The sequence below is a fragment of the Delftia sp. ZNC0008 genome (assembly GCF_000799035.1).
GTDB classification, from domain to species: domain Bacteria; phylum Pseudomonadota; class Gammaproteobacteria; order Burkholderiales; family Burkholderiaceae_C; genus Comamonas; species Comamonas tsuruhatensis.
Genome location: NZ_JTKZ01000707.1, coordinates 1 through 11,716, shown reverse-complemented (window position 1 = coordinate 11,716; position 11,716 = coordinate 1). Strand labels below are relative to the sequence as shown.

Sequence of the window (11,716 nt, the reverse complement as noted above, 5' to 3'; positions counted from 1 at the left end):
CAGCTGCGCCAGCGCCTGGCCGAGCGCCGCCTGCCCGACCTGCGCTACTACAACGCCGAAGTGCACCCCGCACTGTTCGCGTTGCCCAACTACTACCGCGATCTGGTGCAGCCCGCGCCCCTGGCGGCGCTGCCCCCGCGCGCGGTCCGCGTCGCCTGAGCCCAGCCCGTTCTGGCAACGGGCCGCGCCCGGCAGGGCAAATTTGACACAGTGCTGCAATCTGGTGGCAAGTCTGCTGTAATGAAAAACGGCGGGAAGGCCCGTGCGCCCGCCATTTTTCCGGCTTCCTGGTAAGTATTTCCGGGATATTGCGTGCTTGCAAAAACCATATCAACAGATAAAGCGCCAGACGCCCTGTATCAAAATGACTGCTTCCCTTTCAAAAACAAGAATATCCGCGTCCAAATACCATGATGATTCCTTGCTGCGGCTTTGGAATTGGGCTTTGTTGGCAGGGCTGGTATTGAGCTTTCCCCTGAGCTTTGTATTGCCGCAAAGCCTGAGCTGGGAAAATGGATTCCTGGAGAATATCCAGGCCGTGACCCTGCTGCTGGGCATGGTGGCGGCCCTGGTTGCGGCGCGGCAGCAAAAGGGCTCCCTTGCAGCGCCCCTTTGGTGGATCGCCTCCCTGTTCTGGCTGGCCTTTCTGGGGCGTGAACTGGCCTGGGGCGCAGCTTTCCTGCCCAGCCTGGAGGCTGGCAAGTGGGGGCCGGTGATCAGCTCCCAGGTGCTGTGGTACCGGCCCGCCGTCAAATGGGTGGTGGGCGCCATGCTGCTGCTGTGCTGCTATTGGTTTGTGCGCCACGGTGTCTGGAACAAGGTCATCAAGCGCCTGGTGCGCGAGAAGGCGCTGCCGATATTCAGCCTGGCGATATTTGTCGCGGCCATGGTGATATCCACCAATGCGGAAGGTCATGGTTTCATTGTCCTGCAGCAATGGTTTGATTATCAGGTGATCGTGCTGGAGGAGCTGGTGGAGACCTTTGGCTATATGGCACTGTGGCTGGCACAGTGGGCGCTGGTCAGGTATGTTGCTGGCTGGCAGGAAGATATTTGAGCCAATATTGATCAAACCGGCCGCCTGCATATTCCCGGTGTAATGGGGCAGATTCAGGGGCCGGTAAGTCGCCAGTAAGACGCAATCGGGGAGCATGGCCGTTTTCCCCGCAGGTTTGCCGCTCTCGCGGCGGACCGACGGAGCCTGAAACGACAGAACGTGCCATCGCAATGCAAGCCTCCATCTACCAGGACGTGATAGGTATCCAGGCGGCGGGCCAGGCGTATTCCCTGGGTTCGCGCTTCCAAGAATGCAGCCAGCACCGTGCCGTGCGGCTGGAGACGATCTTCGAGCTGGTCATCCTCAAGTTCCGCGAGGACCTGCTGCAGGCGCTGGCCGAGGAGCCTCCAGGCCCCGCACGCCACCTGCGCGCCTATATCCGCTGCGTCTGCGAGCATGCCCTGTCCCGCCAGCGCGGCCAGAAGACGGCCGCACAGTTGCTGACCCGCGCAAGATTCCAGAACATATGGTTTGATTTCGTGGACGCGGCCTGCGCCGACGATCTGGTGTCCGAGGACATTGCCCTGCAATGCCGCGCCATGGTCGAGGACCTGTGGGTCATCCATGTGCTGGTCGAGCCCATGGCGCCCCAGCGCATCACCGGGATCAGGGAGCATTTGCTGTCCCTGTGCGGCAACGACGGAAACCATGAATCGCATCGCATTAATTGAGGACCATGCCAGGCTGGCCACGCTGGTCAGCCGCTCGCTGGCCAACTCCGGCATAGAGACCGATGTCTTCCACCAGATCTCCACGGCCTGGCTGGCCCTGCAGGACATCGACTACGGCGTCATCGTCATCGACCGCGGCCTGCCCGATGGCGACGGCCTGCAACTGGTGCAGCGCCTGCGCGCCGCAGGCCGCTCCACGCCCTGCCTGATGCTCACGGCCCGCGACGCGCTCAGCGACCGCGTGGGCGGCCTGGAGGCCGGTGCCGACGACTACCTGACCAAGCCCTTTCCCATGGAAGAACTGATCGCCCGCGTGCGCGCCCTGCTGCGCCGCCCGGCCCTGGTGCAGGAGCTGGCGCCGCAGCTGGGCGACATCAGCATCAGCCCGCAGCAGGCCTGCATGCACTGCGCGGGCTCGGCCATCGCGCTGCCGCCGGCGGAGCTGCAGATCATGCTCAGCCTGGTGCGCAAGGCCGGCGCCACGGTGCGCCGCTCCACGCTGGAGGCGGCGGCCTGGGGCATGAGCAGCGTGGTCACGCCCAACGCCCTCGATGTGGCCCTGCACCGGCTGCGCCGCAAGCTGGCCGCGGCCGGCTCGTGCATGGAAATCGTCAACATCCGGGGTCAGGGCTATGCGCTTCGCGAACCTTTGCTGGCCCGGTAGCCTGCGCTCGCGGCTGCTGGCCGTCTATGGGTTGAGCATGGTGTTCAGCGCGCTGCTGGTGGGCGCGCTGGTGATCCTCGTCGCCAAGCCTTTCGACAGCTATGCGCTGCAGCGCGGCATGGGGCATGCGGCCGAGAAGCTGGCCGAGTGGGTGAGTTTCGATGCCAAGGGCGTGCCCCAGGGGTTCAGCGAGCGTGAACTCAAGGCCTGGATGCTGACCAGCCTGGGCGAGGAAATGCAGCTGCGCATCACCGACGCCCGCGGCCGCGTGGTTTTCGCCCCCAACGGCGAAATGCAGCCGCTGACGCAGACCGGCCAGGGCTTCGACCCCGAGCTCAAGGCCTTTGCCTACGAGCGCGGCGGCGTGGTCATGCGCGCGGGCACGGCCACGCTGGTCCACGACGGCACGACGTGGCACGTGCAGATAGCCGTCAGCGACCGCATGGTGGACTGGCTGCGCGAATCGGTGGGCCTGCCCGCGCTGTGGCGCGGCATGGTGGCCATCGGCGTGGTCTTCCTGGTCGTGTTCCTGTTCTCCACGCACCGCACGCTGCAGCGCATGCTCAGGCCGCTGGGCGTGGCCGCGCAGGATGCGCAGCGCATCACCCCGCAGACGCTGGGCACGCGCCTGCAGCCCAAGGATCTGCCGCGCGAGTTCGCTCCCCTGGTCGAGGCCTTCAACCATGTGCTGGACCGGCTGCAGGCCGGCTTCAGGAACCAGCAGGAATTCCTGTCCATGGCCGCGCATGAGCTCAAGACGCCTCTGGCCCTGATGCGCGTGCAGATCGAGCTGGAGCCCGAGGACCGGCGCAGCCCCGAGCTGCTCAAGGACGTGGACCACATGGCGCGCCAGGTCCAGCAGCTGCTGCACCTGGCCGAGGTCTGCGAACACCAGCGCTACCGCATGGAAGACATTGCGCCGGCCGACATCATTGGCGAGGTCTGCGACTTCATGGCCCGCGCCTCCGAAAAATGCGGCGTGCACATCCACTGCGAGGTCAAGGACGATGCCCTTGCCTGGCGTGCCGACCGGGGCGCGCTCTTCGTGCTGCTCAAGAACCTGATCGAGAACGCCGTGCAGCACAGCCCGCAGGGCGCCACCGTCACCGTGAAGGCCTGCGGCCTGGGCTTTTCGGTGCTGGACCAGGGCCGTGGCGTGCCGCCCGAGGACCTGCCGCGCATCTTCGAGCGCTTTTGGCGCAGCAGCGAGCGGCGCGACCTGGGTGCGGGCCTGGGCCTGCCCATCTGCCTGGAGATTGCGCGCGCCCATGGCTGGACGCTCACGGCCCTGCCCGGTGCCACGGGGCTGGAGATCCAGGCGCGCTTTGCCGGGCCGGTGCAGGAGCCCGCGCAGCCGTTCAACCGCCCAGCAATGCCTTCTTGAGTTGCTCGTCGGCCGGGTGCGGGCCCAGCCAGATGCCCAGCAGCGCCTGGAAGAACTCGGGCTCCTGGAAGGGCGCGCCCTGGGCCTGGCCCTTGACGAAGACCTGGGCGCCCTGGCCCGGCACCCAGTCCACCGAGAAGTTCTCGCCCGGCAGCAGCTTCTTGTGCTGCGTGAAGATGTCGCTCATGCGCAGCACGCCGGGCACCAGGCGCGAGAAGCGGGCGCGCTCCATGTTGTCCTCGATGCCGCGTGCGAACAGCTTGCCCAGCTCGGCCGAATCGATCTCGCGCAGCATGGTCACGCTCACGCGCTTGGGGCCGGGCAGGGCCGCGATCTCCTGCAGGCTGGCGGCCGGCTTTTCCAGGTACAGGCCCGCCGTGTAGACCTTGAAGATGGCCTTGTAGCGAATGCCCGCGCCATTGAGCTGCAGCGTCTGGCCGCCCACCCCCGCCTGGGCGGGATAGGCCACGCCCGCGACGGTGCGCGCAGGCTCCTGGGCTGTGGCGGCCAGCGGCATCGCCAGCGCCATGGCCAGGGCGGCTGTCTTCATCCAGCGGGGCAAGGCGGTCATGGTGTCTCCTGCGCGGGGGCTGTGGCCCGGTTGCGGTTTGTTACGTCCGGGCGACATGTTGTGGGGATCGGGTGGGGGTGGCAACAGGGTTTTCGCGGGCCGATGGAGGGTGGCTATCATCCTGCTCGGTCCGCTGTTCTTGTCGTGGGTGTATGCCCACGTTCCTGCGGTTATGGACGGGATGGGGCTACCCGCAAGGGCGTCCGCACGTCGCAATGCGTGTTCTTAACATCCCGTCCACCTGTCTGTGCGTTGCACCGCTGATTCTGTTTGCAAGCCCCTGTCGGGGCGTTTCTTTTCGAGGCCGGGTTTCGGCCCGGCGGCCGACTCACTTTCTTGTCTCGCTACAAGAAAGTGAGCAAAGAAAAGCGCCCGAATGTCCGCGTCCCCTTCGCTGCGCTGCGGGGCAACCTGCGCCGTGGCGGTTGCGGGGTTCGCCGTGAAACTCACTTCGCGCTGCGCGCTACGTTCAAACAATCACGGCGAGTCAGATGACGAAGCAGTCCTGTCCTTCGGCAGGACTGCAACCCCGCAACCACCACGGCGCAGGCGCTGACATACGGGGAGTTTGCCCGGGCCTTCGCTGCGCTCGGCCTGGGGCTTCGGGGCGCTTGCCGTCTTGAAAGCCTCTATCATTGCGGCGGCCCCCTGTTCAGGGGCTGGTGCGTAAGAACACTTGACTGTTGAGCGGTGCGGCCTCGCCGTTAAGGAGGCCTTGTCACGTCTGAATTGTCGGATCGTGGGTGCATGCCCACGTCCCTGCGGTTACGGGCGGGATGGGGCTACCCGCAAGGGCGTCCGCACGGCTCAGCACGTGTTCTTAACATCCCGTCCACCTGTTTGTGCGTAAGAACACAGACGGGTGGTTCCCGTCTCGCTGAGGAGTAAATCATGTACGTCATGTACGGCACTTCTTTTTCTGCCTTCCCCTCCACCCATCAAGCGCCCCACGCTGGCGCGTCTGCCGTGGGAGGGGTTGCGCCATGAGTACCGCTTCCCCAACCCTGACCCAGCCCACGCCGCAACAGTTGAGCCATGCCGTGACCGAGATCGGCCGGCTGACGCTGCAAGGCAGCAGCGAGGTGTACTCGCTGGGCCAGCTGGCGCTGGCCTGGCTGGAGCGGCCCGAGGGCCATCGCAATCTGGAGGTGGTGGCCAATGCGCTGCAGGCCATTTGCGGGGCTGCGCAGCGGATGGAGGAACTGGTTGAGGACGAGGTGAGCTACGTGCATTGCCTGCAGGAGGATCCGGCGTATCTGCGGCGGATGGCTGCGGCTTCTGCGGCGTTTGAGCGCTGATTCTCTTTGCAAGCCCTGTCGGGCCTTCGCTTCGCTTGGCCCGGCGTTTCAGCCCAGGACGTTCTTCAGCAGCGTCTTTTCCTGCTCCGTGAGGGCGGCTATGCATTCGTCGCCCAGGGCTTGCAGCAGCCGGGTGCTGTCGGCGTTGGCGATGTCCAGGCCCAGGCGCTTTTGCTGGGCTGCGGGCTGCGTGAAGTTCAGGCGCAGGTAGCTGCTGGTGCCCAGTTCCTGGCGGGCCGCCTTGACGGCCTGGACCTCCTGGGCGGCCATGACCAGGTCCAGCAGGGGCTTGACCAGGGTCAGCCCGCGTCGGGGCATGGCCACGGGGTCCTGGCCCTGCTGGGGGTTGGCGGTGCCTACGCTGATCATCACGATGTCGGCGGCCGGCCCCCACAACTGGCGTGCGGCCTGCAGGGCCAGCAGGTCGGGCGCGTTGGCGGCGAGTCCGCCGTCCACGAAGACATGGCCTGCTGCGGCGTGCGCGGGAAAGTAGGTGGGGGCGGCCGATGAGGCCAGCATGGCGTCCATCAGCGTCAGGCCCAGCCGGTCCCTGTCGGGCAGGGCGCCGCTGGCCAGCACGTGCAGCTGCGATGAATTCCAGTTCACGGCGGGCAGCAGCAGCGGCACCTGCAGTTGCCCCAGGGCGGACTGCTCCGCTTGCGGCATGGCCTCCTTGATCGCTGCGCGCAGCGGGGCGCTGTCATAGAGCGCCTTGCCCATGGCCTGGCGCAGGCCGGGCAGCCATTTGGAGGGAAAGATGGCGGGGCCGTGGTCCAGTAGCAGTTGCTTGATGCGCGCGGGCTGGCAGCCGCTGGCCAGGGCGGTGGCGATGATGGCGCCGATGGAGGTGCCGGCGAACAGGTCCACTTTCTCCAGCAGGTCGCCGTTGCCGAATTCGCGGTGGATGCGTTCCAGCACATGGGCGCTGAAGAGGCCGCGATAGCCGCCGCCCGAAAGGCTCAGGACGACCCGGCGCCGGCGCAGGCCCTGGCGCACCGCGCTGGACAGGGGCGGTACGTCGAAGTCCATCACAGCGCGTGCACGGCAACGCCCCGGGCGGCGGCCTGCGTCAGGTAGAGGTTGGCGGGCTCGGTGTAGCAGACCTTGAGCAGGTCGGCCGTGGCGATGAGCAGCCGCAGGTCCTGCGCCAGCGGCGCCGTGCCCTGCGGGCCCTGGCTGTCCAGCGGCGCGAAGTTGCGCCATTCGATGAAGCGCTCCAGCACCTTGTTGTCCACGCTGGTCAGCATGGAAGCGCCTTCGGCCCGCAGGTTGGCATACAGCGCATCGAGCAGGGAGAACCATTCGTTGCGGTCGCGCAGGTCGTGGAATGCCTCGGCCACGGCTGCCTTGGCGATGGCCATGGACAGGTCGCTGACGATGCAGTCCAGCGGCCGGATGGTGGAGAACCACTGCAGGGTTGCGGGTTCCTGGTTCGCCATCCACAGCAGGCAGCGGGGACCCAGCAGGTAGCGGCTCATGGCGCGCGCCGGGCGGGTACGTCGATATCGCCGCGCGCCCCGGACATCTGCGCAGCGGACAGATCCACGGCCTGGCGCGGCAGCGGCAGGGACCGGCAGATGTCGGCCACCGTGCGGGGGGCGCGTTCGTTGGCGGACAGGGCCACCATGTGCTCCTCGCTGACGATCACGTAGCGCTTGCGGCCCTGGGAGATGAGGGCCACCCCGTCGTGATCGGCCTGTTTGAGCACCGCGCCGTACTGCGCCTTGAAGACCGAGATCGGCATGGGTGTGGTGTTGCGCGGCATGGCCGAGCCGACCTGGTGGCTCAGGTCCCGCAGGGCGCGGTTCAGCGGGTCGCGCTCGCCCTCGGGCAAGGCAGCGTCGGTGCGGGCGGAGAAATGGGACGGCATGGTCGACCTTTCTGGTCAGGTTGTGCTGTCATTGTTGGTCAGGCTGACCAGGGTGTCAATTGTGGCCATGGCAGGCCCCTGCGGCGCCCCCGCAATGCGCCGGCCCGCACTTGTACCCCGCCGCGTCTGCGCTACACTTGCCCGCTATGTTCATTCATCGCATGTTCATTGCAGGTTGTGGAGACCGGGGAGCCTGGCCCTGGCGCAAGCCTGTCCAACTGAACAGCTGAAGCACCCGGGGCGCGACCCGGCGTGCACCCGAGGCCCTACGGGCCAATCGAATGAATCGGCGCAATCCATGCGCAGCCCGCACCCACATCAGGTCTGCCAGCGCCACGCAATCCGGAGTCTTTCCCCGTGATCACCGAACTCGAATTCAAGAGCCTTGCTGCGCAGGGCTACAACCGCATCCCTCTGATGGTCGAGGCGTTTGCGGATCTCGAAACCCCCCTGTCCCTCTACCTCAAGCTGGCCCATGCGGGCGGTGACGGCAAGCACAGCTTTTTGCTGGAGTCCGTGGTGGGCGGCGAGCGCTTCGGGCGCTACAGCTTCATCGGCCTGCCTGCACGCACGCTGCTGCGCGCCAGCGGCTTCGGCGATGCGGCATGCACCGAGGTGGTGACCGATGGCCAGGTGGTTGAGACGGCCAAGGGCAATCCGCTGGAATTCATCGCTGCCTACCAAAAGCGCTTCAAGGTGGCGCTGCGCCCGGGGCTGCCGCGTTTTTGCGGCGGGCTGGCCGGCTACTTCGGCTACGACGCCGTGCGCTATATCGAGAAGAAGCTGGAAGATTCCTGCCCGCCCGATACGCTCAACTGCCCCGACATCCTGCTGCTGCAGTGCGAGGAAGTGGCGGTGATCGACAACCTGTCGGGCAAGCTGTACCTGATCGTCTATGCCAACCCCGGCGAGAGCGAGGCCTATACGCGCGCCAAGAAGCGGCTGCGGCAGTTGAAGGATTTGCTGCGCTACTCGGTCAGCGCGCCGCAGATCAAGGCCGGCGAGAGCCATCCGGCCCAGCGCAGCTTTGCCAAGGAAGACTACCTGGCGGCCGTGGAGAAGGCCAAGGAACTGATCGCCGCGGGCGACTTCATGCAGGTGCAGGTGGGCCAGCGCATCCACAAGCGCTTCACGGCCAGCCCCTTGAGCCTGTACCGCGCGCTGCGATCGCTCAATCCCAGCCCCTACATGTACTACTACCACCTGGGCGATTTCCATGTGGTGGGCGCCAGCCCCGAGATCCTGGTGCGCCAGGAGAACACGGACGAGGGCCAGAAGGTCACCATCCGCCCGCTGGCCGGCACGCGCCCGCGCGGCGCCACGCCCGAGGCCGACAAGGCCACCGAAAAGGAACTGGTGGCCGACCCCAAGGAACGCGCCGAGCACGTGATGCTGATCGACCTGGCGCGCAACGACATCGGCCGCATCGCCAAGACGGGCAGCGTGAAGGTGACCGAGGCCTTTGCCGTGGAACGCTACAGCCACGTGATGCACATCGTCAGCAACGTGGAGGGCATTCTGCGCGACGGCATGGACAACATGGATGTGTTCAAGGCCACCTTCCCGGCCGGCACGCTGACGGGCGCGCCCAAGGTGCATGCCATGGAGATCATCGACCAGCTGGAGCCGACCAAGCGCGGCATCTACGGCGGCGCCTGCGGCTACCTGAGCTTTGCGGGCGACATGGACCTGGCCATTGCCATCCGCACGGGCGTGATCAAGGACGGCACGCTCTACGTGCAGGCCGCCGCCGGCGTGGTGGCCGATTCCGTGCCCGAGATGGAATGGAAAGAGACCGAGCACAAGGCGCGCGCACTGATGCGCGCGGCCGAGCTGGTGGAGGAAGGACTGGAATGAGCACGGACCGCGCCAAGCAGGCCATCGACCTGGTGCAGCACTGCACCGACATGCTGGATGTGCGCCGCAATGTGGATGCGCTGGACGATGTGCTGGTGCCGCTGCTGGTCACGCGCATGGGCTACATGCAGCAGGCCGCGCGCATCAAGGCCGATGCGGCCCAGGTGCGCGACGAGGGCCGCATCGAGGCCATCGTGCGCCGCGTGCGCGAGCGCACGGCCGCCGAGGGCGGCCAGCCCGACATGATGGAGGCGGTGTACCGCCACCTCATGGAGGAATGCATTGCCTACGAGCACCGCGAGTTCGCGCGGCTGCGCGAAGGCGGTGCGCAGGACGATCGTTCCTAGGGCCTGTTTACACTCATGCGGGGATCGCGTTGCCCGGCAGCCAGCGCAGCGCATGGCGCGCCGCCACCCATTCCTCGTTGGTGGGCTCCACGCCCACGGTGACGGCGCTGCCGGTGGCCGAGATCACGGCCGCATCGCGCGCATTGGCCTCGGCGTCCAGCCGCAGGCCCAGAAAGCCCAGGCCCTCGCACACGCGCCGCCGTATCTCGGCGCTGTGCTCGCCCACGCCTGCGGTGAACACCAGCAGGTCCAGGCCGCCCAGCACGGCGACCAGGGCGCCGATCTCGCGCACGATGCGCCGCACGTAAAGCGCCAGCGCGTCGCGGGCACGCTCGGCCCGGGCATCGGCGCCTGATTCCAGCGGCAGCAGCACGCGCGGCTCGGACGAGGTGCCCGAGACGCCCAGCAGGCCGGACTCGTGGTACAGGATGCGGCCCACTTCCTGCAGGCTGAGCTTTTCGATTTCCATCAGGTAGATCACGGCGCCGGGGTCCAGCGCGCCGGTGCGCGTGCCCATCATCAGGCCGTCCAGCGCAGAGAAGCCCATGGTCGTGGCCACGCTTTGCAGGCCCTGCATGGCGCACAGGCTGGCGCCGCTGCCCAGGTGGGCCACCAGGGTGCGCCCGCGCGCCAGGTCGCCATGGCGCTCGGGCAGGGCGGTGGCCATGTATTCGTAGGACAGGCCGTGGAAGCCGTAGCGGCGCAGCCCGCGTTCCCAGGCCGCATGCGGCAGGGGCAGCAGTTGCTCGACCTTGGGCAGCGTGTGGTGGAAGGCGGTGTCGAAGCAGGCCACCTGCACCAGTTCGGGCCGCTCTCGCAGCAGGATGTCCATGGCCTCCAGCGCAAAGGGCTGGTGCAGCGGCGCCAGCGGGATGAAGGCCTTGAGGTCGGCCAGCACGCCGGCATCGACGCGCACGGGCTCGAAGTAGCGGCTGCCGCCGTGCACCACGCGGTGGGCGATGGCGGCCACGCGGGCGCCGTCCAGCTGCGCCAGGCGCGCGGTGATGCGCTCGCGGATCAGCTGCAGCGCGGCGCGGTAGGGGTGGGCTGTGTCCAGGGTGATGGCAAAGGGCGGCACGCCGCTCTCGCCGAAGTCGGGCGCGGGCCCGCCTATGCCCTGGACCTTGCCGTTCCACAGCGGCTTGCGCGGCAGCGGGCGCTGGGCACCGTCGAAGACGGCGAACTTGATGCTGGACGAGCCGCAGTTGAGCACCACGACCAGTTCGCGGGCGGGGGAGGATGCGGTGTGGGCAGGGATCATGGCGGCGAGTTCCGGTAGCGGTGGGCCAGCAGCAGAGCGATGGCGCAGGAGGCGATGCGCGAGGCGCGGCTGTCGGCGCGGCTGGTCAGGATCACGGGCACCTTGGCGCCCATGACGATGCCGGCGCTGGCCGCCTCGCCCATGTACATGAGCTGCTTGGCCAGCATGTTGCCGCTTTCCAGGTCGGGCACGACCAGGATATCGGCCTGGCCCGCCACGGGCGAAGCTATGCCCTTGGTGCGCGCGGCGGCCATGGACACGGCGTTGTCGAAGGCCAGCGGCCCGTCGAGCACGCCGCCCGCGATCTGGCCCCGGTCGGCCATCTTGCACAGCGCGGCGGCGTCCAGCGTGGCCGGCATGTGCGGGCTCACGGTCTCCACGGCGGCCAGGATGGCGACCTTGGGCTCGGGCACGCCGATGGCATGGGCCAGGGCGATGGCATTGCGCACGATGTCGGCCTTTTGCTGCAGGTCGGGCGCGAGGTTGATGGCCGCATCGGTGACGATGAAGGGGCGCGGGTAGTGCGGCGTCTGCAGCACGAAGCAGTGGCTCACGCGGCGCTTGGTGCGCAGGCCGGCGGCGGCGGCCACCACCTCGGCCATGAGCTCGTCGGTGTGCAGGCTGCCTTTCATGATGGCCTCGACCTCGCCGCAGGCGGCCAGCTCGGCGCCGCGCGTGGCGGCGGCATGGCTGTGCGGCACGTCCTCGATGCGCAGGCCGCCCAGGTCCAGCCCAT

General features: G+C 67.4%; 13 protein-coding genes. 7 read left to right on the top strand and 6 right to left on the bottom strand.

The genetic code is table 11. From position 1 onward, the window contains the following. Positions 1-364: 364 nt before the first annotated feature. From L995_RS23045 to L995_RS23030, 4 genes are all read left to right on the top strand, one after another. Complete coding sequence (locus L995_RS23045) at positions 365-1,057, top strand: hypothetical protein (protein WP_047473842.1); 693 nt, start codon at positions 365-367, stop codon at positions 1,055-1,057. Positions 1,058-1,227: 170 nt separating this feature from the next. Beyond that, positions 1,228-1,728 carry a hypothetical protein gene (locus L995_RS23040; RefSeq protein ID WP_013804693.1) on the top strand — a complete coding sequence of 167 codons (501 nt, stop codon included), beginning with the start codon at positions 1,228-1,230 and terminating at the stop codon, positions 1,726-1,728. Continuing rightward, positions 1,706-2,392, top strand: coding sequence for a response regulator transcription factor (locus tag L995_RS23035; protein ID WP_013804692.1), 687 nt, complete (start codon positions 1,706-1,708; stop codon positions 2,390-2,392). Before L995_RS23040 ends, L995_RS23035 begins: the two co-directional genes overlap by 23 nt. Beyond that, a complete protein-coding gene (locus L995_RS23030; RefSeq protein ID WP_047473841.1) occupies positions 2,361-3,776 on the top strand; it encodes a sensor histidine kinase in 1,416 nt (471 codons plus the stop codon). The genes L995_RS23035 and L995_RS23030 overlap by 32 nt, the downstream gene beginning before the upstream one ends. Here the strand turns inward: L995_RS23030 and L995_RS23025 are convergent. Beyond that, positions 3,751-4,347 (bottom strand): chalcone isomerase family protein, encoded by a 597-nt coding sequence (locus L995_RS23025; protein ID WP_047473840.1) that lies wholly within the window; start codon positions 4,345-4,347, stop codon positions 3,751-3,753. The two genes, L995_RS23030 and L995_RS23025, sit on opposite strands and share 26 nt — an antisense overlap. A gap of 983 nt (positions 4,348-5,330) precedes the next feature. On the opposite strand from L995_RS23025, the gene L995_RS23020 reads away from it, so the two are divergent. Then, positions 5,331-5,645, top strand: a complete 315-nt coding sequence (locus L995_RS23020) for a hypothetical protein (RefSeq protein WP_016449522.1) — start codon at positions 5,331-5,333, stop codon at positions 5,643-5,645. 48 nt (positions 5,646-5,693) lie between these two features. Here the strand turns inward: L995_RS23020 and L995_RS23015 are convergent, their stop codons facing one another. From L995_RS23015 to L995_RS23005, 3 genes are read right to left on the bottom strand one after another with little or no spacing between them, the layout of a single operon-like run. Next, positions 5,694-6,674, bottom strand: a complete 981-nt coding sequence (locus L995_RS23015; protein WP_047473839.1) for a CBASS cGAMP-activated phospholipase — start codon at positions 6,672-6,674, stop codon at positions 5,694-5,696. Then, the gene (locus L995_RS23010) at positions 6,674-7,123 is read right to left on the bottom strand and encodes a hypothetical protein (RefSeq protein WP_016449524.1); all 450 of its coding nucleotides are present in this window, start codon (positions 7,121-7,123) and stop codon (positions 6,674-6,676) included. Before L995_RS23010 ends, L995_RS23015 begins: the two co-directional genes overlap by 1 nt. Beyond that, a complete protein-coding gene (locus L995_RS23005) occupies positions 7,120-7,515 on the bottom strand; it encodes a hypothetical protein (RefSeq protein WP_013804688.1) in 396 nt (131 codons plus the stop codon). The genes L995_RS23010 and L995_RS23005 overlap by 4 nt, the downstream gene beginning before the upstream one ends. 357 nt (positions 7,516-7,872) lie before the next feature. Between L995_RS23005 and trpE the strand changes: the two genes are divergently transcribed. Both trpE and L995_RS22995 read left to right on the top strand, forming a co-directional pair. Further along, entirely contained in the window at positions 7,873-9,372 is a 1,500-nt protein-coding gene (gene trpE, locus L995_RS23000) for an anthranilate synthase component I (protein WP_047473838.1), read from the top strand. Beyond that, the gene (locus L995_RS22995; RefSeq protein WP_016449526.1) at positions 9,369-9,719 is read left to right on the top strand and encodes a chorismate mutase; all 351 of its coding nucleotides are present in this window, start codon (positions 9,369-9,371) and stop codon (positions 9,717-9,719) included. The genes trpE and L995_RS22995 overlap by 4 nt, the downstream gene beginning before the upstream one ends. Before the next feature lie 13 nt (positions 9,720-9,732). Here L995_RS22995 and L995_RS22990 read toward each other — a convergent pair whose 3' ends face one another. After that, positions 9,733-10,980 (bottom strand): acetate/propionate family kinase, encoded by a 1,248-nt coding sequence (locus L995_RS22990; RefSeq protein WP_016449527.1) that lies wholly within the window; start codon positions 10,978-10,980, stop codon positions 9,733-9,735. After that, a partial coding sequence (locus tag L995_RS22985) for a bifunctional enoyl-CoA hydratase/phosphate acetyltransferase (RefSeq protein ID WP_047473837.1) occupies positions 10,977-11,716 on the bottom strand: 740 nt, incomplete at its 5' end. The genes L995_RS22990 and L995_RS22985, both read right to left, overlap by 4 nt.